A 22,280-nucleotide genomic window follows, 5' to 3' on the forward strand; every position below is an offset into this window, starting at 1 on the left:
GGCTCAGGCCTCCCCGTCCCCGGAATCCGCCTCCGCCGACGACAGCGCCGTCGCCGGATCCAGTGCCGCACCTTCGGCGGGAACCCAGCGTCCCCGCTCCTTGCGGTACGGCCACCAGCGTCCGTCCCGCCCCAGGCGCAGCTGGGCCGGCTCACCGACGACCGTCCACCGGTTGAATCCGGCCCGCAGCACCGGCCGTTCGTCCTCGTCCCAGGCCGCCTCCAGCGCGGCACGCGCGCGTACGAGCGTTTCGGCTTCGACGGTCCACTCCTCCTCCAGCACGGCGAGCGCGGCCGGGCCACCGAGACTCCACGCGCGCGTGGCTAGCGTCAGCCCTTCCCGGCTTCTCCCCGACCCCTCGGCCAGCCGAGCCGCAACGGACCCCTCGGGCGCGCCCACAGCGAGCCGAACCGCATCCTGAGCGGCCGTCAATTCCGGCTCGGAGCCCTGCTGTTCCGCCTCGGCTCGCAGAGCCCTGGCAAGCAGTCGATGCGCCTCTACGGCCGTACGGGCGGCCAAGTGATGGAGTGCGCCGGGGTCGATGCCCGGGGCCGGTGGGGCGTCGGTGTCGAGGGACGGCGGTGTTCCGGGCTCGGAGGGGAGCTCCGGCAGGGTGGGCAGCGAGGGCAGGATGTCGCCGGTCGCGTACGCCTCGGCGGCGTCCACGCCCTCAGGCCCCGCAACCGGTTCGGCGCGCGGCGCGCTGCGGGCCTGGAGGGCGCCCAGCAGGGCCCTTTCGCCCCGGCCCCGCATCAGCAGCAGGACGAGGGGATCCTGGTCCAGCAGCCGCGCCACCTGGTAGCACAGCGCCGCCGTGTGCCCGCAGTGGTCCCAGGCGTCGCAGTCGCACTCGGGTTCCAGATCGCCCATGCCCGGCAGCAGTTCGACGCCCGCTGCCGCCGCGTCCTCGACCAGGTGCGGCGGCATCTCCCGATCGAGCAGCGCCGCCACATGCCCGGCACGCTCGACGGCCATGTCCAGAAAGCGGTCCCACTGCTCATCGGACAGCTCCTCCAGCAGGACGTCGGCACGGCGCGCGGTGCGGTCGCGGTCCTGGACGACGGCCGTGATGCGGCCCGGGCGCACGGTCACCGCGCCCACGGCACCCGCGCGGGCGAGCCTGCGCCCCGCCTTCAGCTGCTGCGAGTCCAGCGCCGCGTCCTCCAGCGACTTCAACCAGGCCTGACCCCACCAGGTCTGCGCGAAACCCCGCCCCTGCGCGGGCGGCAGCGCGGCAAACGTACGTTCCGTGCCCTCGTCGTACCTGCTCATCGTGCGCCCCCTCGCAGCTCCACCAGATCGGCCAGTTCCGTGTCCGTCAGCTCCGAGAGCGCCGCCTCTCCGGCACCCAGCACCGCGTCCGCGAGCTCCCTCTTGCGGGTGAGCATGTCGGCGATGCGGTCCTCCACCGTGCCCTCGGCGATCAGCCGGTGCACCTGCACGGGCCTGGTCTGGCCGATGCGGTACGCGCGGTCGGTGGCCTGGGCCTCCACGGCGGGGTTCCACCAGCGGTCGTAGTGCACCACATGCTCGGCCCGGGTCAGGTTCAGTCCCGTCCCCGCGGCCTTCAACGACAGCAGGAAGACGGGCACTTCACCGTCCTGGAAGCGCTGCACCATCGCCTCGCGTTCGGCGACCGGCGTCCCGCCGTGCAGGAACTGCGAGGCGATGCCACGGGCGGTCAGGTGCCGTTCGACGAGCCTCGCCATGCGCACGTACTGGGTGAAGACCAGAACGCTCGCCCCCTCGGAGAGGATCGTGTCGAGCAGCTCGTCCAGCAGCTCGAGCTTCCCGGAGCGGCCGGCGATCCTCGGCCGCTCCTCCTTGAGGTACTGCGCCGGGTGGTTGCAGATCTGCTTCAGCCCCGTCAGCAGCTTCACGATCAGGCCGCGCCGGGCCATGCCGTCGGCGGCGGAGATCTCCGCGAGGGTCTCGCGCACCACCGCCTCGTACAGACCGGCCTGTTCCGCGGTCAGCGACACGGCACGGTCGGTCTCGGTCTTCGGCGGCAGCTCGGGCGCGATCCCCGGATCCGACTTGCGCCGGCGCAACAGGAACGGCCGCACCAGCCGGGCGAGCCGCTCGGCGGCGGCCGGATCCTGACCGCCCTCGACGGCCCGCGCGTACCGGGCGCGGAAGGTGCCGAGCCGGCCCAGCAGCCCCGGAGTCGTCCAGTCGAGGATCGCCCACAGCTCCGACAGGTTGTTCTCCACAGGGGTGCCGGTGAGCGCCACGCGCGCGCGTGCGCCGATGGAGCGCAGCTGACGCGCGGTCGCCGAGTACGGGTTCTTCACGTGCTGTGCCTCGTCCGCCACGAGCATGCCCCAGGGGACGTCGGCGAGCCGGTGCGCGTCCAGGCGCATCGTACCGTACGTGGTGAGCACGAACTCCCCGTCGGCCACGGCGTCCAGGCCGCGCCGCGGCCCGTGGAAACGGCGCACGCGCGTGCCGGGCGCGAACCTCTCGATCTCGCGCTGCCAATTGCCCATCAGGGACGTCGGACACACCACGAGCGTCGGACCGGCCGTCGCCGCCTCGGTCTGCCGGTGCAGATGCAGCGCGATCAGGGTGATCGTCTTGCCGAGCCCCATGTCGTCGGCGAGACAGCAGCCCAGGCCCAGCGACGTCATCCGCACGAGCCAACTCAGGCCTCGCCGCTGGTAGTCGCGCAACGTGGCCCGCAGCGCCGCGGGCTGCCCCACCGGCTCCTGCCCCTCCGGCTCCGCCAGCCGCTCCCGCAGGGCCGCCAGCCATCCCGTGGGCTGGACGTCGACCCGGCGGCCGGAGACCTCCGTGGAGCCCGTCAGCGCGGCGCCCAGCGCGTCGATGGGCGCGATCTTGCGGTCCTGCTCGGCCCGGGCGCGGCGCACCTCCTCGGGGTCCACCACGACCCACTGGTCGCGCAGCCGCACGACCGGGCGGCCGGCCTCGGCGAGCCGGTCCAGCTCCTCGCGGGTGAGGCGCTGATCGCCCAGCGCGAACCGCCAGTTGAACGCGAGCAGCGCGTCGGCGGACAGGAACGACGGCATGCCCGAGGAGGTCCTGCCGTCCGGTTCGTCGTCCGGCGGGCCGATCACGGCACGGGCGGTCAGGCCGCGGGTCAGTTCCTTCGGCCAGTGCACCTCGACTCCGGCAGCGGCGAGGCTACGGGCGCCCTCTCCGAGGAGTTCGGCGATCTCCTCGTCGGCGAGGTCCAGCGCGTCCGGCACGCTCGCCGACAGCAGCGGCGTCAGCGGCGGCCAGGCGCGGGCCGCGCGGCGCAGGGCGAGCAGCGTGTCCATGCGCGCGCGTGGACCGAAACCCGCGGCGGTGCCCGTCTCGGCCCAGACGGCGGAGGCGTCCGCCACGAGCCCCGGATCGCTCACACTGTGCACCTGCAGCACACCCCGCAACGCCGTCACCGCCTCCTCCTGCGCGAGGTCGGCGAGGCCGGGCGCCTCGATCCGCAGCGAAAGCCGTACGCCCGCGTCGTGGCCCGCGGCGACATCGGCGGCCCAGGCCCGCTGCTCGGGCATGTGCCGGGGCTGCCGCGCCGCGTAGGCGGGAGTGCCGGTCACCAGCGGGGCGGCGGGGGAGCGGGGGAGGGTGTCGGCCACCGCGTCGAGGAAGGCGCGCAGCAGCGGCTCCGGCGCGGGCAGGCGTGGCGGCTCGATGGAGGCCACCGGCACGGCGTGCGCCTCGGGCGGCATCGCGGCGGCCAGCCCGCGGACGCGCTCGACGTCCTCCACGGACAGCGGACCGACGCGCCAGGCGTCGTGGTCGCCCGCCGACAGGCCCGGCAGCAGCAGTCCCCGCGCCACGAACTGCAAGGCCAGCAGACCTGCCGCGCCCCAGAACGCCGTCGCCCGGTGCGCGTCCGCATCGGTACGCGCACGCGTGAGGACCGGCAGCGCCGCACGCACAGGCAGCAGGACGGCGGGCACCTCGACCAGCCCGACCCCCACCTCGTCGGGAAGTGCCACGTTCAAGGTCGTGGCGGATCCGGCCGCGACGGGCGGAGGGGTAGCGCCGTCGGCCCGCCAGAAGGCGACGGTGCCGGTGCCGGCCGGGTCGCCGGGCAGGAAGACGGCGCGGCAGCGCGCGAGTCCGGCAAGCTCGGAGGGGGTTGGCGCTGGGGGCGACTGCACAGTGATGCCGTGCTCCTCAAATTTGACTACCGAGGGTCGGGGCCGCCGAGGGTACAGCATTCCGGCGCACCACCCGGCATCCCGCGGCAAGGAAGGCGACTCGCCTCACGGGGGGGTGATGTCAACCCCCCTCCGCGGTACGGGGATTACCCCCGCACACACCCGGGTGGTGGCGCCATGGTCGCAAAGGGGCGCGGATTCGTACGTTTCCTCAGGTCAGCACGTTGCCCGCGAGAGCCGGAGACCGGACATGCCCGAGCCCATCACCGCCGTCGCCGAACCGACCACGGCAGCACGTGACGCGCCGCCCGCCGGGAGCGAGTTCGCGCCCCTCCTGCGCACGGTCAAGGGCCAGGGTCTCCTGGAACGGCGCACCGGCTGGTACACGCGCGTGATCGCCGTGAACGCCCTCGCCCTGGCCGCCGTGATCACGGGAGTCGTCCTCGTCGGCGACTCCTGGTGGTCGCTGCTCCTGGCCCCGCCGCTGGCCGTGTTCTGCGCCCGTGCGGCCTTCATAGGACACGACGCCGGGCACTGCCAGATCAGCGGCGACAAGAAGGCCGCCCGCGCCATCGGCCTGCTTCACGGCAACCTGCTCCTGGGGATGAGCTACGCCTGGTGGAACGACAAGCACAACCGCCACCACGCCAACCCCAACCACATCGACAAGGACCCGGACGTCGTCGCCGACGTCCTCGTCTTCACCGCGGCACAGGCCGGCCTGCGGTCCGGCTTCCGGGGCTGGCTCACCCGTAACCAGGCCTGGCTGTTCTTCCCGCTCACCCTCCTCGAAGGCGTCGCCCTCAAGGTCCACGGCTTCCAGGACCTGCGCCGGCAGCCGCCCCGCGAGCGCGCCCTGGAGGGTGCCCTCCTGATCACCCACGTCGCCGCGTACACGACGCTGCTGCTCACCACGATGTCCCCGGGCAAGGCGCTCGCGTTCGCCGCCCTCCACCACGCCCTCTTCGGCCTCCACCTCGGAATGGCCTTCGCCCCCAACCACAAGGGCATGGAGATGCCCGACCCGGACGGCGAGCGATGGGGCCATCTGCGCCGGCAGGTACTCACCTCGCGCAACATCCGCGGCGGCGCCCTGACCGACTGGTTCCTCGGCGGCCTCAACTACCAGATCGAGCACCACCTCTTCCCCAGCATGCCGCGCCCGCATCTGCGTCTCGCCCGCCCCCTGGTGCGGGCCCACTGTCAGGAGTTGGGTATTCCCTACGCGGAGACCGGGCTCGTCGACTCCTACCGGCAGGCCCTGCGTCATCTGCACGAGGTGGGAGAGCCCCTCAGGGCCGAGTGGCCCTGAACGGTTCTCAGGGACGAGTCGGGGTCACGGCTCAGGGTCGTCTCAGGGTCGCGGATCGGAACCACGCGAAGCGCGGGGCCGTTTTCAAAGCAGAGAGCGGCAGTGGCCGCGAAGGAGGCGACACACATGTCGAACAACGCGAAGATCGCCATAGGGGGAGTGGCCCTCGGGCTCTTCCTGTGGATCTGGCTGCCCTTCTGGGCAGTGGTCCTGATAGTCGTCGGAGTCCCGACCGCCGCCTACCTCACGCTGGACCCCTCGCAGCGGCGCAGGCTGCGCCGCATCACCCGCAAGGAGCTCGGTCGCTGAGGCACTACCGGACGGGAGCGGCCCGGTCGGCAAGCGCACAGGAGTCGACCACATCGCCGCCCGCGGGCCGAGCGACGGTACGGTCCGCGGGCGGCCGCACGCCCCTCTCCACCCAGGAGACGAGCGCGTCGAAGGCCGAGCGGTAGCAGGGCAGGATCGGCCGCAGCCGGTCCGGATAGGTGTCGTACAGGCCGTCGACGTGGGTGCCGCCCTGGATCGTGTAATAGCGGTGCAGCGCGGCCCGGCCGCCCGCGTCGACCATGCGCGCGTACACATCGGAGTCGGCGGCCTCGGGCAGCAGCGTGTCCAGGTCGCCGTGCAGCGTGATCAGCGGCCTGCCGACCCGCCCGGTGAGCGCCACACGGGCCACCGCGCGGTGGACGGCGGCGGGACGCGACGCGTAGTCGTACCCGGCGTCGGAGGCACAGGGCGCCAGGATCTCGTCCGCTGTGCTCCCGGCGGACGGACCGGGGCATTCGGGGTCGTAGCCCGGGTCGAACTCCGCGCGGTAGATCTTCTGCGTGACACCCCAGTAGGCCTTCTCGTGATACGGCCACAGGAACTCCGAGCCACGCGCGAAGCCCACCCGGTACATGTCCGCGTCCCCCGCCGATCCCAGCGTCCGTGCCACCGCGGTCGGCAGGGAGGTCAGCAGGTTCGGGCCGTCCGCGGTCCACAGCGCGCCCTCCCAGTCGACTCCGCCGTCGTACAGCTCGGGGTGGTTCTCCAGCTGCCAGCGGGTGAGATAACCGCCGTTGGAGATGCCGGTCATGTAGGTACGGCGCGGTGCGTGCCCGTACCGCAGGGCGACGGCCCGCTTCGCCGCGCGGGTCAGCTGGGTGGTGCGCGTGTTCCATTCGGCGACCGCGTCGCCGGGCCGGGATCCGTCGCGGTAGAAGTCGGCGCCGCTGTTGCCCTTGTCGGTGGCCGCGTAGGCGTAGCCCTGGGCGAGCACCCGGTCGGAGATCGCCGTGTCCGTCGCGTACTGCCGACGAGTTCCCGGCGCGCCCGTGACGACCAGGCCGCCGTTCCAGTGGTCCGGCAGCCGGATCACGAACTGCGCGTCGTGCTGCCAGCCGTGGGTCGCGTTGAAGTGCGAGGAGTCCGGGAAATAGCCGTCGATCTGCACGCCGGGCACCCCGGACGGAGTGCGGGTGGCCCTGGCCGTCAGCCCGGCCTGGTCCGCCATGTCGGTGTAGGACGTACCGGCCAGCCCGGTCGTCGTCAGGTCGGGCAGGCACGCGCTCTGCTGGAAGGCCGCGCCGGGGACGCGCGCCCGCTCCTGGCGGTCGCAGTGCCCGTCACCGGCCGCTGTGCCCGCGGCGGGAGTCGGCCAGGTGAGGGCCGCCGCCACCAGTACGGCGGCGGCGAGCGGAACACCTCGGGACGGACGCATGACGGCCTCCAGGGGCAGCGTGGAAGGTGAGCGCGACCGTGATGAACGGGGCGCCCGGGGCTGCCTCATGGTGCGACCCGGCCTCCCTGGCATCCATGGGCCGGGACCACATGGCGGGAGGCCTGCGTGTGGGGGCCTGTAACAGGTGGATGGGTGAAGTTCCGCGCAGGGCAAGGAGGTTGGAGAGCGGCGCCGCCCCGCGCGGCTCGGGCCGGTTCAGCTGGGGCGTACGGCCATCTTGTCCAGTGCCTCCAGCAGACCCGGCAGCTCGGGGCCCCGGCCCACCGGTAGGACCTCGCCAGGCTCCGCGTCGAGCAGCACGAAAGCGATGTCGTCGGTCCTGGCCACCAGCGACCAGCCGGGCCCGTCGGCACGCAGGGTCCGCGCGTCGCCCGGAGCGAAGGACGACCGCACCCGGCCCAGCGGCGGCGGCGAGTCGACGTACGCGCGGGCCTCGGCGAGCACCCGGCGGACCTTGCTGCGGCCGACGGGCCCCTCCTGGTCGTCCTTGCCCGCCCGATCGCCCTTCTCGGCCTGCTGAGCGCCCTCGGAGGCCTCTCCCGCGGCGGAGGAGCCGTCCGGGGTCGGGAAGTCCGCGTCGTCGATCTGCTCGCGCCACAGCGCCCACTGCAGGGCGATCTCGTCGGCACCCAGGCGCCGCTGAGCCGGCCCCCACGTGCTCGTGTCCGGCGGGGTCAGCGGAGGCCGCTCCGCGACCTCGGGGTCGGGGTCGTGCGGCGCGGGCACCCCGGGAGCCGCGACGGCGACCGCGAGAGGCCAGCCCGGCAGGGCGGCGACGACCGAACGCTCGTCGGGCGACAGGTCGTACTCCATGCCGCAGTCCCACGACGCGATGGCGACGGCGACCAGCGAGACGTCGTCGACGACGACCGTCCACCGGGCACCCTCCCCGTCCTGGCCGATCACCAGGCCGTATCCGTCGGCGAGCGGCGCGAGGCCGAGCGCCGCGCAGGCCTCCGGATAGTCGTCGCCCAGCACGCTCGGAAACTTCGCCGGCGTCAGCAGTACCGCCGTGAGCACATAGAGCGCTTCGTCCGCGGCGGCGACGGCGTCCTCGTCCGTCCCGGCCATCCCAGCCTCCCCATCGGTTCGTCCAACGGCGCGCACCCTAATGCGAGCGGAAGGCCCTTGTCACGATTCCCAAGCGCACCCGGAGCTGCAGTTTTCCGGCTGGACGGGGCGAATCGCCCGCCTCTGGTCCGGCGCGTCAGGCCGCAGGTAGCCCGAGAAGCGTACGGGCCACCGTCCGCGGCGACTCGTCGCGCTCCCGCGCAAGAGCGATGACAGCTCGGCACGCCAGCTCGTTGACCCCGAAAGACAGCGCCTCGGGCGACACCCAGCCCGCCGCCTCGTCGATCCGGTCCTGGTCGTCCTCCGCGCAGGCCGAGACATACGCGGCGGCCGCTTCGAAAAGATTGTGTGTACGTTTGTCCCGGCCGTGGTTCACCTCCGCGCGCACGGCGTTGAGGAATCTCGAACAGGACTTGCGGACCCTGCCCCACATGCGGACCACCTTCCCCCTGCGTGGTTGTCATCGCTGATCGCTCATCTCCTGCTACTCAACGTAGAGTTGGAGCCCCGGCGGCAGAAGGGGGACGGTGCGGTGAAGCACGTCAGTCGTCGAGTGACGCGATCGTCTCGCGCAGCCAGGCGAGTTCGGCCCGCGACGTCGCACGCGCGATGGTGAGCAGCCCGCGCCGGAACGGATCGTCCAGTTCCTCGGCGCGCAGCGGCCGCTCACCGTCGTAGAAGAAGCTCGCCGGCTCCTCCAGGAACGCCAGCCTGCGCCGCAGAACGCCGGCCTGTGCCGGGGCGTCGTCCAGGTGGCGGAGGAACGCGAGCACGGTGAACCAGCGGTTCTCGTCCGTGATGTCCTGCTGGGCGGGCTCGGCGAGCCTGCGCCGCAGTTCCCGCCTGCCCTCCTCGGTGAGCGTCAGGACGTGCCGGGGCGCGGCCACGGCCCCGGGCTCGGTCGCGCGGCCCAGCAGGCCCGCTTTCTCCAGTCGCTTGATCGCCGGGTAGAGCGTGCTCTCCGCGACGGGCTTCACATGGCCCGTCAGCGCGGTGATGCGTTTGCGCAGCTCGTAGCCGTGCAGCGGGGCGTCGTACAGGAAACCGAGGATGGCGAGCTCCAGCATGAGCGCATTCTCCCTCATGTGCGCTGTACATCGGATCTGAAATGCATCGCTTCCGTAATACCTCGTAATCGATGTATTGTTCTTGGCGCGGAGACGCCGATCGGGACGTCATGGGGAGGATGAAATGAGACACGCCGTGTTCGACGGCAAGGGGAGCTGCATCCGGTGGACGGAGACCCCGGGCGAGGAACCCGCGCGCGTGTACGTGCACGGGCTGGGCTCGGTGTCGGCGGTGTACCACGCGCACATCGCGGGCCGACGTGAACTCGCGGGCCGACGCAGCCTGTTCGTCGACCTGCCCGGGCACGGCATCAGCGACCGCCCCGAACACTTCGGTTACACGCTGGAGGACCACGCCGACGCGCTGGCCGCCGCCCTGGACGCGGCGGAGACCGCCGGTGCCGAACTGGTCGGGCACAGCATGGGCGGTGCCGTCGCCATCGTGCTCGCGCGCAGGCGGCCGGAGCTCGTCTCACGGCTGGTGCTGACCGAGGCCAACCTCGACGCCTACCCGCCGCCCACCGTGGGCAGCAGCGGTATCGCCTCCTACGGGGAGGACGAATTCGTCGACGGCGCCCACGCGCGCGTGCTGGAGGAGGTCGGCCCGCTGTGGGCGGCCACCATGCGGCTGGCCGACCCGCGCGCCCTCCACCGGTCGGCCGTCGGCCTCAGGCGCGGATCGGATCCCGTCATGCGTGACATCCTCGAGGGCCTGCCGATCGACCGCGTGTACCTGCAGGGCGAGCTGAGCGGTGAACTCGACGGCAGGGAAGGCCTGGAGGCGGCGGGCGTACGGGTGACGACCGTGCCGGGGGCCGGGCACAACGTCATGTTCGACAACCCCGACGCTTTCGCGGCCGCGGTGGCAGGCCGCTTCTGAGGGGTCAGCCTTCCTGTACGGCCAGGGCGAGGAAGCGGGCGTCCTCGTCGACGTACGAGGTCATCCGCCAGCCCGAACCGGCCAGCAGGGGGCGGAGATTGGGCTCCGCCCGCAGATCGTCCGGTGTGATCTGCCGGCCCTGTCGCGCCGCGAGCGCCGCCCGCCCGATCGGGTGGAACAGCGCGAGCACCCCGCCGGGACGCACCACGCGCGCCAACTCCCGCAGATTCTCGGCCGGCCGGGGCAGATGCGCGATCAGGCCGGCGGCGAACACGGCGTCGAGCGACCCGGACCGCAGCGGCAGCGCGGCCACGTCGGCGAGCAGCAACCGCCCGTCACGGCCCCTGCCGGCCCGTACGGCGGCCTGGAGCATCTCCGGGGTGAGATCGGCCCCGACCACCACTCCCGAGGGCCCCACGGCGGCACGGAGCGGCGGCAGGGCCCGTCCCGTCCCGCAGCCCGCGTCCAGCACCCGGCCGCCCTCGCGCAGCCCGAGTTCGGCCACCGCGGCCGCGTAGGCGGGGCCGTCGTCCGGGAAGCGGCTGTCCCAGTCGGCCGCGCGGACGCCGAAGAACTCCTGGACATGTGTGTGGTCGTCGCTCATGCTCCGCATGATCCCTCACCGACACGGATGACGCCGCGGTGCACACGTTCGAGCGTGACGCGATCGTTCCGGTGCACGTCTGCGTCATATTGCAACACCTTTCGAAATGCGCCCCCTTTGCGCGCCTCTGCTCCGACTAGCGTCCCGGGGCCATGGGACACCTGGACCACGCCACCTTCGGCTGGCTGACCCCCGTGCTGTCGTACGTGATGGCCTGCATAGGCGCCGCCCTGGGGCTGCGCTGCACCGTCCGCGCCCTCGGCGCCACCGGACGCTCACGCCGCAACTGGCTCGTCACCGCGGCCTCGGCGATCGGCACCGGCATCTGGACCATGCACTTCGTGGCCATGCTCGGATTCGGCGTGAGCGGCACCGACATCCGCTACGACGTTCCGCTCACGATCGTGAGCCTGCTCGTCGCCATGATCGTCGTCTGCGCCGGCGTCTTCGCCGTCGGCTACAGCAAGGACCGCGCCCGCGCGCTCTTCCTCGGCGGCCTCACCACGGGCCTGGGTGTCGCGAGCATGCACTACCTGGGCATGGCCGCGGTACGGCTGCACGGGCACGTCAGCTACGACCCGGCACTCGTCGCGCTCTCCGTCCTGATCGCCGTCGTGGCGGCGACCGCCGCCCTGTGGGCGGCGCTCAACATCAAGTCGCCGGTCGCCGTCACCGTCGCCTCGCTCATCATGGGGGCGGCCGTCACGAGCATGCACTACACCGCGATGTTCGCGGTGAGCGTCCGCGTCACGCCCTCCGGCGAGGCCCTGGCCGGGGCCACGGCGATGCAGTTCATCTTCCCCCTCGCCGTCGGCCTCGGCTCCTACCTCTTCCTGACCTCGGCCTTCGTCGCGCTGTCGCCGACGACCGGCGAGCGCGAGGCGTCCGCCTCCGCCCAGCGGCCGGTGGAGAGCGTGGCCCACTAGCGGCGGCGGATTTGCACCCGCAGGCACGCCCCCGAACCACTCCCGAGCGAGGAGGCCATGCGAACACCCCGTAGGACCCCCAGCCCCGGCGCCGAGACGCCACCCCCAGCGCCCGTGCGCGGCCGCCGTGCCCACGCCGGACCCCCGGCCGAGGAGGCCCCGGACGAGCCCGCGGGCGCGATACCGGACGAGCCGCCCGCGCGCGGGAGCCGCTGGCGGATACGGCCGCGCACCGTACGGGCCAAGATCGTCTGCCTGCTGATGGTGCCGGTCGTCTCCCTGCTCGCCCTGTGGGCGTACGCCACCGTCAGCACCGCCCAGGACGTCTCCCGGCTGCGGCAGTTGCAGCGCGTCGACTCCGAGATCCGTACCCCCGTCGCCGCGGCCGTGGCCGCACTGCAGGCCGAACGCGTCGCCGCCGTCCGCTACGCGACCGACCCGCGGGCCGGGCAGAGCGGCGACTACAAGAAGCTCGCGGACCGCACCGACCGTGCCGTGGCCGAGCTACGGCTCGGCGACGACAACACCGTCGCCGACAGCGAGGAGCTGCCCGCCGGAGTCGCCCAGCGCCTGGAGACCTTCGTCGACGGCACCCGCCAACTTCGCTCGCTGCGTATCGAGGTGCTCGACGGCCGCGCCGGCTGGGACGAGACCTACGGGCAGTACACCAGGACCATCGCCACTGCCTTCGGAGTCGGCGGCGCGCTCACCGGCATCCAGGACGCCGACCTCGGCTCCGACGCGCGCGTACTGCTCGAATTCTCCCGTGCGGGCGAGGCGTTGGCCCAGGAGGACGCCGTACTCGCCGGCGCACCCCTCGTCGAAGGCCTCACCGGCGAGCGGCTGCGGCTGTTCACCGGCGCCGTCGACACCCGCCGCACCCTCACCGCGGCCGCCGTCGCCGACCTGAGCGGCCGAGAGCGTCAGGCCTGGCGCACCCTCGCCGGCAGCAGTGCGTACGTCGCCCTCGGCGACGTCGAGGACAAGGTCGTCACCGGCACGCCCGGCCCGACCAAGGCGTCACCCGAAGCCGACTGGGGCACGGCGCACGCGCGTGTGCAGGACGGCATGCGGACGATCGAGGCGAACGCCGGGAGCCAGGTCGCCGACCGGGCCGACCCCTTCACCCGCGGCCTGCTCACCCCGGCCGGCGCCGCGGTCCTCCTCGGCCTCGCCGCCGTGGCCGCCTCGCTGGTCATCTCCGTACGCATCGGCCGCGGACTGGTCGTCGAGCTGGTGAGCCTGCGCAACAGCGCCCTGGAGATCGCCCGCCGCAACCTTCCCGAGGCCATGCGCAGGCTGCGCGCCGGCGAGGAGATCGACATCCAGGCCGAGGCCCCGCCCGGACCGCCCGCCGAGGACGAGGCCGGACAGGTCGCCGAGGCCCTGGGCACCGTGCACCGCGCGGCCCTGCGCGCCGCCGTCGAGCGCGCCGAACTCGCCAGCGGCATCTCCGGCGTCTTCGTCAACCTCGCCCGCCGCAGCCAGGTCCTCGTCCACCGCCAGCTGAGCCTGCTCGACAGCATGGAGCGGCGCTCCGACGACCCGAACGAACTGAGCGACCTCTTCCGGCTCGACCACCTCACCACCCGTATGCGGCGCCATGCCGAGAGCCTGATCATCCTCTCCGGAGCGGCACCCGGCCGCGCCTGGCGCATGCCGGTCTCGCTCACCAACGTCGTCCGTGCGGCCGTCTCCGAGGTCGAGGACTACGCGCGCGTGGAGGTACGGCAGCTCCCGGAGGCGTCCGTCGTCGGCGCGGCCGTCGCCGACCTCACCCACCTCCTTGCCGAACTCGTCGAGAACGCCGCCCAGTTCTCACCTCCGCACACGCGCGTGCGCATCACCGGCGAACCCGTCGGCAACGGCTACGCCGTGGAGGTCGAGGACCGCGGCCTGGGCATGGGCAAGGAGACCCTCACCGAGGCCAACCGCCGCATCGAGCAGTCCGAGGCCCTCGACCTCTTCGACAGCGACCGGCTCGGCCTCTTCGTGGTCAGCAGGCTCGCCGCCCGGCACGGCATCAAGGTGCACCTGCGCACCTCGCCCTACGGTGGCACCACCGCGGTCGTCCTGCTGCCCACCGCGCTGCTGCACGGCGGCGCGGCGGAACGTTCCCCCAGCAAGGCCGCGGACGCCGAGCGGACGGAAGAACGCGACTACGCGCGCGTGCCCCGCGCCGCGGCGCCCCAGGAAGCCGTACCGGCCATGGCCGAGCGGCCCGCGCTGGCGGCGCACGCACCGGCGGCGGTGGAGGCGGCGTCCGACACCCCACCCCCCGGAGTCACCACCTTGCGCCTGCACCGCCCAGAGGACGACGCCGAAGACTCCGACGACCTGCCCCGCCGCGTACGCCAGGCACACCTCGCCCCCCAGTTGCGCGAGCACCGCTCCGAGGAAGCGGCCGCGCAGCCGGCCGACCCCGCGCGGGACGACGAGCGCACCCCCGAGGCCGTACGGGACCGCATGGCGGCGTATCGGGACGGCTGGGCGCGCGGCGGCGGCAGGCAGCCGGGCCGTGGCGCCACCCCGGATTCCACAGCGCGCAGCGACAGCAGCGAAGGAGATCGCGCATGATCCAGGACCCGAGCATGAGGGCCGCCCAGCGGGGCGGCGAACTCGACTGGCTGCTGGACGACTTGGTGCTGCGCGTGACCGAGGTACGGCATGCCGTGGTGCTGTCCAACGACGGGCTCGCCGTCGGCGCGTCGACCGATCTGCGCCGCGAGGACGCCGAACACCTGGCCGCCGTGGCCTCCGGCTTCCACAGCCTCGCCAAGGGGGCGGGCCGGCACTTCGGGGCGGGCGGGGTGCGCCAGACCATGGTGGAGATGGACGACGGCTTCCTGTTCGTGGCCGCGGCCGGCGACGGCTCCTGCCTGGCCGTGCTCACCGCCGTGACGGCCGACATCGGCCTGGTCGCCTACGAGATGGCACGACTGGTCAAACGCGTCGGCGAGCACCTGTACACGGCGCCCCGGGTCGGCGCCCGGCCGCCGGCCGCCCGATGAGCCGAGAAGGCGGTCCGCGCAGATGATCGAGGACAGGACGGGCGCCGGGCAGCAGCCGGGCAGCCAGTGGTACGACGGGGAGGCCGGCCCCCTCGTGCGGCCGTACGCCATGACCGGCGGGCGCACCAGACCCGGACCCACCGGCGTCCGCTTCGACCTGATCGCGCTGGTCACCCTGGACACCGGAGCACCCGGCGTCGACGACGACACGGCGCTCGGCCCGGAACACCGGGCGCTGATCGACCTGTGCCGCCTGGAGACCCAGTCGGTCGCGGAGCTCGCCGCGGGCGCCGACCTGCCCGTGGGCGTGGTCAGGGTGCTGCTGGGCGACCTGCTGGAGCTCGGCTGCGTGACCGTCAGTCGTCCCGTTCCACCCGCACAGCTTCCTGACGAACGGATTCTGCGCGAGGTGATCGAGGGACTGCGAGCGCTGTAGATGAAAGTTCACAACCACCCGGTCCCGTCCGGCCCCGACTCGTACACCCAACCGGACCCCGAAAGGGAACGAGTCGGTCGCATCGGTCAAATAGCGGTCCAATCCTCCGAAGAGGGGCCGCAGTTGTGATGATGCGTATGGACGTCGACCGTTGCCGGCACTCCCGAGAGAAGTGATCGATGGTCTCCGAGCACTCCGATGCCCAGGGCGGCGACACGGCCGCACTCGCGTTGAAGATACTGGTCGCCGGCGGGTTCGGCGTGGGCAAGACCACCCTGGTGGGCGCGGTCAGCGAGATCAGGCCGCTGCGCACCGAGGAACTGCTCAGCGAGGCCGGACAGTTGGTGGACGACACGGACGGCGTGGACCAGAAGGTCACCACGACCGTCGCCATGGACTTCGGGCGCATCACCATCCGGTCCGGTCTGTCCCTCTACCTCTTCGGCACGCCCGGCCAGGACCGCTTCTGGTTCCTGTGGGACGAGCTGTCGCAGGGCGCGCTCGGCGCCGTGGTCCTCGCCGACACCCGGCGGCTGGAGGACTGCTTCCCCGCGGTGGACTACTTCGAGCACCGGCACATCCCGTTCGTGGTCGCCGTCAACTGCTTCTCGGGCGCCCGCAGGTACGGGGCCCAGGACGTCTCACGCGCCCTGGACCTGGACCGGGGAACTCCGGTCGTGCTCTGCGACGCCCGGGACCGCGACTCCGGGAAGGAGGTGCTGATCCGGCTCGTCGAGTACGCCGGGCGGATGCACACCGCCCGGTTGCTCGACTCGGTCGGCTGAGCGGGCGGCCCGCTCAGTCCGCGACGGCCTTCTCGGCCAGGACCTTGTCGACGGCGATGCGCACGAGGAGTTCCCCGGGTACGCCGTTGCGCGCCCCGAACTCCTCGGCCCGCTCCTCGCCCATGTACCGGGCCCCGATACGGCTGGCCCAGTACCGCAGTTCGTCCGGATCCTCCGAGATCCGGGCCCGGCCCTGCAGGACGACGTAGTCGAAGGGCGGTCGGTCGTCGTCCACGCACAGCGCGGCGCGCCCGTCACGGACCAGATTCCGCCCTTTCACACTCGTACCGGCCGTGTTGAACACGACGTCGTCCCCGTCGAGCAGGAACCAGATCGGCGTCACATGCGGGCTGCCGTCGGCCCGGACGGTGGAGAGCTTCGCGGTGCGGGTGCCGTGCGAGACGAACGCCCGCCATTCCTCATCGGTCATCTTCTGTGCCATGGACCCATCCTCCTTGCCCGGGGGCCGGTGGTGGGGAAGGCTGGCGCAGAGATCCTCCGGCGAGGGGGATTCGTTTCACGGGGAGACCGAAACATGGCGCAGAACCAGGGACTTGACTGGCTGCTGGACGATCTGACCGAGCGTGTCGAACAGGTGCGGCACGCTCTGGTCCTGTCCAACGACGGGCTGGTGGCGGGAGCGAGTACGGGGCTGCGGCGCGAGGACGCCGAGCATCTCGCCGCCGTCTCCTCCGGACTGCACAGCCTGGCCAAGGGATCGGGACGCCACTTCGGCGCGGGCAGAGTACGCCAGACGATGGTGGAGTTCGACGACGCGGTGCTGTTCGTCACGGCGGCCGGCACCGGCAGCTGTCTGTGCGTGCTCAGCGCCGCCGACGCGGACATCGGCCAGATCGCCTACGAGATGACCCTCTTGGTCAACCGGGTCGGCGAACATCTCGGCGTGGAGGCCCGGCAGCCCGAACGGCCCTCGCCCACGGACTCCTGACCTGCGACTTCTTCCTCTCCCGTGGAGTTATCCACAGGCCCCCCACAAGATCCGCCGCAGCGGCTACGGTTTTTTTCCGAGGCCACGCGGACGGCGCGGGGCCGACCACTCCACGGGGGAGACGAGCATGTCGGGCAACACCGTCACCACACCATCCAGCACCTCCTGCACGCCGAGCCGCGCGGCCCGCGAACTGGAGCTCAAGCGAGGACAGTTCGACCTCGCCGTCAATCTCGGGTACATCCGGACCGTGCCCGACGAAGGGGGCGGAGGCCCGCGGGTCCCGCGTACCGAGATCGAGCGGCTGCGGGGCGAGGACGGCTTCCCCGAGACGCTGACGAAACGCCTGGCGACCGTGGGCACCAGGGAGGGAGCGGACCTGCTGAAGGTGTCGATCGGCAGGTTCACCCGCCTCGCCCGGCTCGGCATCGTCGTGCCGGTGCACTTCTACCTGAACCGCTACCGGGCCGTGGTCTGGCTCTATCTGGCCGAGGAACTACGGGAGTTCGCGGCCGACGAGAGCAAGGCGGACCTGCTGACCGGCCGCATCCCGGCGGGCTTCCGGGAACTCGTGCAGGAGGGCGTGGACCTGCGCGCCCGCAACTGGCGACAGCGGCAGCTGACCTTCCTGCGGCGCCGGGCCGGCGACCATCCCTGGGCCCAGGCGGCGGCCGTCGCCTCCGTGCTCGACCCGCTCCAGGTCGCCGAGGTCGTCCAGGACCCCTACGAGCGCCTGCACCTGAGCCGGTTCCTGCCCAAAGCGGTGACCTACGGCGCCCCCGGATCGCCCGGAGCGCAGCTGACCGAGCGCCTCACCCACGCGGACGACCCCGACGAGGTCGGCTGGCTCAGCGCCGAACTCGTACGTGCGGTGGGCGACGCCCGCCGACGCGACCCCGCACCGCGACCGGCCGGAGCGCCGCCGGTCGCGGACGGCAGGGAACCCGCCACCGAGGACCCCGGACGCTCCCGAGGCCTGCTGGGCTGGCTGCGCCGCAGGAATCCCTGAACTACAGCGCCCGGAACAGCCCTTCCTGGACGACGGACACGAGCAGCCGCCCGGCCCGGTCGTAGATCCGTCCGCGGGCCAGACCGCGCCCGCCCGTCACGATGGGCGCCTCCTGGTCGTACAGGAACCACTCGTCCGCACGGAAGGGCCGGTGGAACCACATGGCGTGGTCCAGCGACGCGATGTCGAAGTTCCGCGCGCCCCACAGGGGTTCGACCGGGATGCGGACGGCGTCCAGGAGGGTCATGTCGCTGGCGTAGGTCAGCGCGCAGGTGTGCACGACCGGGTCGTCGCCGAGCGGACCGACCGCGCGCATCCACACGGCGCTGCGCGGCTCGGCGTCCTTGATCTCCTCCGGGGTCCAGCGCAGCCGGTCCACGTAGCGGATGTCGAAGGGCTGGCGGCGCGCCATCCCCTCGTAACGCTCGGGCAGCGCGCCCAGGTGCTCGCGGATCTCCTCGGTGACCGTCGGCAGGGACTCCGGGTCCGGGACCTCGCGGGCCGGCGGCAGCTGGTGCTCGAAGGGTCCTTCCTCAGGCTTGTGAAAGGAGGCGGTGAGATTGAAGATCGTGCGGCCCTGCTGCACGGCGGTGACCCGGCGGGTCGTGAACGACCTGCCGTCCCGCACCCGTTCGACCTGGTACACGATCGGCACGCCCGGACGGCCCGGGCGCAGGAAGTACGCGTGGAGCGAGTGCACCGGACGGTCGCCCTCCGTGGTGCGGGCGGCGGCGACCAGCGCCTGGCCCGCCACCTGGCCGCCGAAGACCCGTTGCAGGGACTCGTGCGGACTCAGGCCACGGAAGATGTTGACCTCGATCTGCTCCAGGTCGAGCAGGTCGACGAGTCTCTCGGCCGGGTTCGTCATGCGGGGATCTCTCCTTGGCTCAGAGCTGACCGACGTCGGTGACCCGGACGACCGCACGGCCCTCCGCGTCGGAGGCGGCGAGGTCGATCTCCGCGCTGATGCCCCAGTCGTGGTCGTCGTTCGGGTCGTCGAAGATCTGCCGGACACGCCAGAGGCCCTCCTTGGGCGCCTCCTCGATCACCAGCAGCTTGGGGCCGCGCGCGTCCGGGCCGGTGCCGAGGTCCTCGTACTCGTCCCAGTACTTGTCCATCGCCTCGCCCCACGCGTCGGCGTCCCAGCCGGCCTCGGCGTCCATCTCGCCCAGCTCCTCGACCTGGTCGAGGGCGGCGAGCTCGACCCGCCGGAACATCGCGTTGCGGACCAGGACGCGGAAGGCGCGCGCGTTGGCGGTGACCGGCTTGACCTCGTCGGCCTTCTCCTGGGCCTCCTCGGCGGTCATCTCCTCCGGGTTGGCGAGCTGCTCCCACTCGTCCAGCAGGCTGGAGTCGACCTGGCGCACCATCTCGCCGAGCCACTCGATGAGGTCCTGCAGGTCCTCGGACTTCAGGTCGTCGGGGATGTTGTGGTCGAGGGCCTTGTAGGCGCTGGCGAGGTAGCGCAGCACGATGCCCTCGGTGCGGGCCAGCTCGTAGAAGGAGACCAACTCCGTGAAGGACAGCGCCCGTTCGTACATGTCGCGGATGACGGACTTCGGGGACAGCGGGTGGTCGCCGACCCAGGGGTGGCTCTTGCGGTACGTGTTGTACGCGTGGAAGAGCAGCTCCTCCAGGGGCTTCGGGTAGGTGACGTCCTGGAGGCGCTCCATGCGCTCCTCGTACTCGATTCCGTCCGCCTTCATCGCGGCGACGGCCTCGCCCTTCGCCTTGTTCAGCTGGGCGACGAGGATCTGCCGCGGGTCGTCGAGGGTCGACTCGACGACGGACACCATGTCCAGGGCGTAGGACGGCGACTCGGGGTCGAGGAGCTCGAAGGCGGCCAGCGCGAAGGTGGACAGCGGCTGGTTGAGCGCGAAGTCCTGCTGGAGGTCCACGGTGAGACGGACGATCCGGCCCGTGGGGTCCGGCTCGTCGAGCTTCTCGACGATGCCGCCGTCGAGGAGCGAGCGGTAGATCGCGATCGCGCGGCGGATGTGCCGCAGCTGCTGCTTGCGCGGCTCGTGGTTGTCCTCCAGCAGATGCCGCATCGCCTCGAAGGCGTTGCCGGGACGGGCGATCACCGACAGCAGCATGGTGTGCGTGACCCGGAAGCGGGACGACAGCGGCTCGGGCTCGGAGGCGATGAGCTTCTCGAAGGTGTTCTCCGTCCAGGCGACGAAGCCCTCCGGGGCCTTCTTGCGGACGACCTTGCGGCGCTTCTTGGGATCGTCGCCGGCCTTCGCGAGAGCCTTCTCGTTCTCGATCACGTGCTCGGGCGCCTGCGCGACGACGAAGCCCGCCGTGTCGAAGCCGGCCCGCCCGGCCCGGCCCGCGATCTGGTGGAACTCACGGGCCCGCAGGGTGCGCACACGGTTGCCGTCGTACTTGGTCAGGGCGGTGAACAGCACGGTGCGGATGGGCACGTTGACACCGACGCCGAGGGTGTCCGTGCCGCAGATGACCTTCAGCAGGCCGGCCTGGGCGAGCTTCTCCACCAGGCGCCGGTACTTGGGCAGCATGCCGGCGTGGTGCACGCCGATGCCGTGGCGGACATAGCGGGAGAGGTTGCGGCCGAACTTGGTGGTGAAGCGGAAATTGCCGATCAGCTCGGCGATCTGCTCCTTCTCCTCCTTCGAGCACATGTTGATGCTCATCAGCGCCTGCGCCCGCTCCACGGCCTGCGCCTGCGTGAAGTGCACGATGTAGACCGGCGCCTGCTTGGTCTCCAGCAGGTCGGTGAGGGTCTCGGTGAGCGGCGTGAAGCGGTACTCGTAGGAGAGCGGCACCGGGCGGGTCGCCGAGCGGACCACCGAGGTGGGGCGGCCCGTGCGGCGCGAGAGGTCCTGCTCGAAGAAGGAGACGTCGCCCAGCGTCGCCGACATCAGGACGAACTGCGCCTGCGGCAGCTCCAGGATCGGGATCTGCCAGGCCCAGCCGCGGTCGCCCTCCGCGTAGAAGTGGAACTCGTCCATGACGACCTGGCCGACGTCCGCGTTCTTGCCGTCGCGCAGTGCGATCGACGCGAGGACCTCGGCGGTGCAGCAGATGACGGGCGCGTCGGAGTTCACGGACGCGTCGCCGGTCAGCATGCCCACGTTCTCGGTGCCGAAGAGCTTGCACAGCTCGAAGAACTTCTCCGAGACCAGCGCCTTGATCGGCGCGGTGTAGAAGGTGACCTCGTCGCGGGCGAGCGCCGCGAAGTGCGCGCCTGCCGCGATCATGCTCTTGCCGGAGCCGGTGGGCGTCGACACGATCACGTTCGCGCCGGAGACCACCTCGATCAGCGCCTCCTCCTGGTGGGGGTAGAGCGTCAGACCGCGCTCCTGGGCCCACGACTCGAAGGCCTCGTAGAGAGCGTCGGGGTCGGCGGTCGGCGGCAGCTGATCGATGAGTGTCACGGACCCATCTTGCCTGTCGTCCTCCCTCATAGGGGAATCGGATGCGGCAGCGAAGATCACGACCAGTACGCTGTGTCGCCGACGGAGCGTCAGCGCACCCGGTCAACTGGACAGCGGCACAAGAGGAATGGGGCGGGCAACGGCCATGATGGGACCAGCACACTCACTGTCGGGAGCCGCGGCCTGGCTCGGCGTCGGTGCGGCGGCCGCCGCGGCCGGACACCCGATGCCCTGGCCGGTCCTCCTGGTCGGCGCCCTGATCTGCGCCGGAGCCGCCCTCGCCCCGGACCTGGACCACAAGGCGGCCACGATCTCCAGGGCCTTCGGTCCGCTGTCGCGCGGCCTGTGCGAGATCGTCGACAAGCTCTCCTACGCCGTCTACAAGGCGACGAGGAAGCAGGGCGACCCGCGCCGCTCCGGCGGCCACCGCACCCTCACCCACACCTGGCTGTGGGCGGTCCTGATCGGTGCGGGTACGTCGGTCGCCGCCATCACCGGTGGCCGTTGGGCGGTGCTCGCCATCCTCTTCGTCCACATGGTGCTGGCCATCGAGGGCCTGCTGTGGCGGGCGGCCCGGGGTTCCAGCAGCGATGTGTTGGTGTGGCTGCTGGCCGCGACCAGTGCCTGGATCCTCGCCGGCGTCCTGGACAAGCCGGGCAACGGTTCGGACTGGCTGTTCACCGAGCCCGGTCAGCAGTACCTGTGGCTGGGGCTGCCGATCGTGCTGGGCGCCATAGTGCACGACATCGGCGACGCACTGACCGTCTCCGGCTGCCCGATCCTGTGGCCGATCCCCGTGGGCCGCAAGCGCTGGTACCCGATCGGCCCGCCGAAGGCCATGCGGTTCCGCGCCGGCAGCTGGGTCGAGCTCAAGGTGCTGATGCCGGTGTTCATGCTGCTCGGCGGGGTGGGCTGCGCGGCGGCGCTGAACTTCATCTGACCCAAGGGGCCGCCGATGCCGCAGCCCCCGCGCGCC

Annotated in this window: 21 protein-coding genes; 11 read left to right on the forward strand and 10 right to left on the reverse strand. The window is 72.0% G+C overall.

Annotated features, from left to right (window positions below):
• Window positions 1-3: 3 nt before the first annotated feature.
• Together MQP27_RS28760 and MQP27_RS28765 are read right to left on the reverse strand one after the other, a co-directional pair.
• The gene (locus MQP27_RS28760; RefSeq protein WP_242768854.1) at window positions 4-1,272 is read right to left on the reverse strand and encodes an SWIM zinc finger family protein; all 1,269 of its coding nucleotides are present in this window, start codon (window positions 1,270-1,272) and stop codon (window positions 4-6) included.
• Complete coding sequence (locus tag MQP27_RS28765) at window positions 1,269-4,187, reverse strand: SCO1167/SCO6262 family helicase (protein WP_242768855.1); 2,919 nt, start codon at window positions 4,185-4,187, stop codon at window positions 1,269-1,271. The genes MQP27_RS28760 and MQP27_RS28765 overlap by 4 nt, the downstream gene beginning before the upstream one ends.
• A 190-nt stretch (window positions 4,188-4,377) precedes the next feature.
• On the opposite strand from MQP27_RS28765, the gene MQP27_RS28770 reads away from it, so the two are divergent.
• Both MQP27_RS28770 and MQP27_RS28775 read left to right on the forward strand, forming a co-directional pair.
• The gene (locus MQP27_RS28770; RefSeq protein WP_242768856.1) at window positions 4,378-5,439 is read left to right on the forward strand and encodes an acyl-CoA desaturase; all 1,062 of its coding nucleotides are present in this window, start codon (window positions 4,378-4,380) and stop codon (window positions 5,437-5,439) included.
• A gap of 126 nt (window positions 5,440-5,565) precedes the next feature.
• Entirely contained in the window at window positions 5,566-5,748 is a 183-nt protein-coding gene (locus MQP27_RS28775) for a tail-anchor membrane protein (protein WP_242768857.1), read from the forward strand.
• Between the two features lie 4 nt (window positions 5,749-5,752).
• On the opposite strand, the gene MQP27_RS28780 is transcribed toward MQP27_RS28775, so the two are convergent.
• The 4 genes from MQP27_RS28780 to MQP27_RS28795 all read right to left on the reverse strand — a co-directional run bounded on the left by MQP27_RS28780 (window position 5,753) and on the right by MQP27_RS28795 (window position 9,303).
• Window positions 5,753-7,144, reverse strand: coding sequence for a tannase/feruloyl esterase family alpha/beta hydrolase (locus tag MQP27_RS28780; protein ID WP_242768858.1), 1,392 nt, complete (start codon window positions 7,142-7,144; stop codon window positions 5,753-5,755).
• A 216-nt stretch (window positions 7,145-7,360) separates the two neighbouring features.
• Entirely contained in the window at window positions 7,361-8,236 is an 876-nt protein-coding gene (locus MQP27_RS28785; protein ID WP_242768859.1) for a hypothetical protein, read from the reverse strand.
• Between the two features lie 136 nt (window positions 8,237-8,372).
• A complete protein-coding gene (locus tag MQP27_RS28790; RefSeq protein WP_242768860.1) occupies window positions 8,373-8,669 on the reverse strand; it encodes a hypothetical protein in 297 nt (98 codons plus the stop codon).
• A 109-nt stretch (window positions 8,670-8,778) separates the two neighbouring features.
• Window positions 8,779-9,303, reverse strand: a complete 525-nt coding sequence (locus MQP27_RS28795; protein ID WP_242768861.1) for a PadR family transcriptional regulator — start codon at window positions 9,301-9,303, stop codon at window positions 8,779-8,781.
• 124 nt (window positions 9,304-9,427) lie between these two features.
• Between MQP27_RS28795 and MQP27_RS28800 the strand changes: the two genes are divergently transcribed.
• A complete protein-coding gene (locus tag MQP27_RS28800) occupies window positions 9,428-10,183 on the forward strand; it encodes an alpha/beta fold hydrolase (RefSeq protein WP_242768862.1) in 756 nt (251 codons plus the stop codon).
• 4 nt (window positions 10,184-10,187) lie between these two features.
• On the opposite strand, the gene MQP27_RS28805 is transcribed toward MQP27_RS28800, so the two are convergent.
• A complete protein-coding gene (locus MQP27_RS28805; protein WP_242768863.1) occupies window positions 10,188-10,787 on the reverse strand; it encodes a class I SAM-dependent methyltransferase in 600 nt (199 codons plus the stop codon).
• A 152-nt stretch (window positions 10,788-10,939) separates the two neighbouring features.
• Here MQP27_RS28805 and MQP27_RS28810 point away from each other — a divergent pair, with 152 nt between their 5' ends.
• The 5 genes from MQP27_RS28810 (at window position 10,940) to MQP27_RS28830 (ending at window position 15,945) form a co-directional block, all read left to right on the forward strand.
• The gene (locus tag MQP27_RS28810) at window positions 10,940-11,713 is read left to right on the forward strand and encodes an MHYT domain-containing protein (protein ID WP_242768864.1); all 774 of its coding nucleotides are present in this window, start codon (window positions 10,940-10,942) and stop codon (window positions 11,711-11,713) included.
• 57 nt (window positions 11,714-11,770) lie between these two features.
• The gene (locus MQP27_RS28815) at window positions 11,771-14,290 is read left to right on the forward strand and encodes a sensor histidine kinase (protein ID WP_242768865.1); all 2,520 of its coding nucleotides are present in this window, start codon (window positions 11,771-11,773) and stop codon (window positions 14,288-14,290) included.
• Window positions 14,287-14,724, forward strand: coding sequence for a roadblock/LC7 domain-containing protein (locus MQP27_RS28820; RefSeq protein ID WP_242768866.1), 438 nt, complete (start codon window positions 14,287-14,289; stop codon window positions 14,722-14,724). Before MQP27_RS28815 ends, MQP27_RS28820 begins: the two co-directional genes overlap by 4 nt.
• A gap of 22 nt (window positions 14,725-14,746) precedes the next feature.
• Entirely contained in the window at window positions 14,747-15,160 is a 414-nt protein-coding gene (locus MQP27_RS28825; protein ID WP_242768867.1) for a DUF742 domain-containing protein, read from the forward strand.
• A gap of 179 nt (window positions 15,161-15,339) precedes the next feature.
• A complete protein-coding gene (locus MQP27_RS28830) occupies window positions 15,340-15,945 on the forward strand; it encodes a GTP-binding protein (RefSeq protein ID WP_242768868.1) in 606 nt (201 codons plus the stop codon).
• A gap of 13 nt (window positions 15,946-15,958) precedes the next feature.
• On the opposite strand, the gene MQP27_RS28835 is transcribed toward MQP27_RS28830, so the two are convergent.
• The gene (locus tag MQP27_RS28835; RefSeq protein ID WP_242768869.1) at window positions 15,959-16,387 is read right to left on the reverse strand and encodes a PPOX class F420-dependent oxidoreductase; all 429 of its coding nucleotides are present in this window, start codon (window positions 16,385-16,387) and stop codon (window positions 15,959-15,961) included.
• 93 nt (window positions 16,388-16,480) lie between these two features.
• On the opposite strand from MQP27_RS28835, the gene MQP27_RS28840 reads away from it, so the two are divergent.
• Both MQP27_RS28840 and MQP27_RS28845 read left to right on the forward strand, forming a co-directional pair.
• On the forward strand, window positions 16,481-16,894 hold the full coding sequence (locus MQP27_RS28840; RefSeq protein WP_242768870.1) for a roadblock/LC7 domain-containing protein: 414 nt from the start codon (window positions 16,481-16,483) through the stop codon (window positions 16,892-16,894).
• Between the two features lie 127 nt (window positions 16,895-17,021).
• A complete protein-coding gene (locus MQP27_RS28845) occupies window positions 17,022-17,903 on the forward strand; it encodes a DUF6397 family protein (protein ID WP_242768871.1) in 882 nt (293 codons plus the stop codon).
• Between the two features lies 1 nt (window position 17,904).
• On the opposite strand, the gene MQP27_RS28850 is transcribed toward MQP27_RS28845, so the two are convergent.
• The gene (locus tag MQP27_RS28850; RefSeq protein ID WP_242768872.1) at window positions 17,905-18,771 is read right to left on the reverse strand and encodes an acyl-CoA thioesterase; all 867 of its coding nucleotides are present in this window, start codon (window positions 18,769-18,771) and stop codon (window positions 17,905-17,907) included.
• A 19-nt stretch (window positions 18,772-18,790) separates the two neighbouring features.
• A complete protein-coding gene (locus MQP27_RS28855; protein WP_242768873.1) occupies window positions 18,791-21,304 on the reverse strand; it encodes a DEAD/DEAH box helicase in 2,514 nt (837 codons plus the stop codon).
• 145 nt (window positions 21,305-21,449) lie between these two features.
• On the opposite strand from MQP27_RS28855, the gene MQP27_RS28860 reads away from it, so the two are divergent.
• Window positions 21,450-22,244, forward strand: coding sequence for a metal-dependent hydrolase (locus MQP27_RS28860; protein ID WP_242768874.1), 795 nt, complete (start codon window positions 21,450-21,452; stop codon window positions 22,242-22,244).
• Window positions 22,245-22,280 lie beyond the last annotated feature (36 nt).

Source organism: Streptomyces cylindrosporus (genome assembly GCF_022698165.1).
Lineage (GTDB): Bacteria > Actinomycetota > Actinomycetes > Streptomycetales > Streptomycetaceae > Streptomyces > Streptomyces cylindrosporus.

Bases quoted from the DNA above. Each gene is read 5' to 3' on its own strand.
- MQP27_RS28760 (WP_242768854.1), bottom strand. From the start codon at position 1,272: ATGAGCAGGTACGACGAGGGCACGGAACGTACGTTTGCCGCGCTGCCG.
- MQP27_RS28775 (WP_242768857.1), top strand. From the start codon at position 5,566: ATGTCGAACAACGCGAAGATCGCCATAGGGGGAGTGGCCCTCGGGCTC.
- MQP27_RS28840 (WP_242768870.1), top strand. From the start codon at position 16,481: ATGGCGCAGAACCAGGGACTTGACTGGCTGCTGGACGATCTGACCGAG.
- MQP27_RS28815 (WP_242768865.1), top strand. From the start codon at position 11,771: ATGCGAACACCCCGTAGGACCCCCAGCCCCGGCGCCGAGACGCCACCC.
- MQP27_RS28765 (WP_242768855.1), bottom strand. From the start codon at position 4,187: ATGCTGTACCCTCGGCGGCCCCGACCCTCGGTAGTCAAATTTGAGGAG.
- MQP27_RS28790 (WP_242768860.1), bottom strand. From the start codon at position 8,669: ATGTGGGGCAGGGTCCGCAAGTCCTGTTCGAGATTCCTCAACGCCGTG.
- MQP27_RS28785 (WP_242768859.1), bottom strand. From the start codon at position 8,236: ATGGCCGGGACGGACGAGGACGCCGTCGCCGCCGCGGACGAAGCGCTC.
- MQP27_RS28845 (WP_242768871.1), top strand. From the start codon at position 17,022: ATGTCGGGCAACACCGTCACCACACCATCCAGCACCTCCTGCACGCCG.
- MQP27_RS28795 (WP_242768861.1), bottom strand. From the start codon at position 9,303: ATGCTGGAGCTCGCCATCCTCGGTTTCCTGTACGACGCCCCGCTGCAC.
- MQP27_RS28810 (WP_242768864.1), top strand. From the start codon at position 10,940: ATGGGACACCTGGACCACGCCACCTTCGGCTGGCTGACCCCCGTGCTG.
- MQP27_RS28850 (WP_242768872.1), bottom strand. From the start codon at position 18,771: ATGACGAACCCGGCCGAGAGACTCGTCGACCTGCTCGACCTGGAGCAG.
- MQP27_RS28820 (WP_242768866.1), top strand. From the start codon at position 14,287: ATGATCCAGGACCCGAGCATGAGGGCCGCCCAGCGGGGCGGCGAACTC.
- MQP27_RS28835 (WP_242768869.1), bottom strand. From the start codon at position 16,387: ATGGCACAGAAGATGACCGATGAGGAATGGCGGGCGTTCGTCTCGCAC.
- MQP27_RS28830 (WP_242768868.1), top strand. From the start codon at position 15,340: ATGGTCTCCGAGCACTCCGATGCCCAGGGCGGCGACACGGCCGCACTC.
- MQP27_RS28800 (WP_242768862.1), top strand. From the start codon at position 9,428: ATGAGACACGCCGTGTTCGACGGCAAGGGGAGCTGCATCCGGTGGACG.
- MQP27_RS28770 (WP_242768856.1), top strand. From the start codon at position 4,378: ATGCCCGAGCCCATCACCGCCGTCGCCGAACCGACCACGGCAGCACGT.
- MQP27_RS28805 (WP_242768863.1), bottom strand. From the start codon at position 10,787: ATGAGCGACGACCACACACATGTCCAGGAGTTCTTCGGCGTCCGCGCG.
- MQP27_RS28825 (WP_242768867.1), top strand. From the start codon at position 14,747: ATGATCGAGGACAGGACGGGCGCCGGGCAGCAGCCGGGCAGCCAGTGG.
- MQP27_RS28860 (WP_242768874.1), top strand. From the start codon at position 21,450: ATGATGGGACCAGCACACTCACTGTCGGGAGCCGCGGCCTGGCTCGGC.
- MQP27_RS28780 (WP_242768858.1), bottom strand. From the start codon at position 7,144: ATGCGTCCGTCCCGAGGTGTTCCGCTCGCCGCCGCCGTACTGGTGGCG.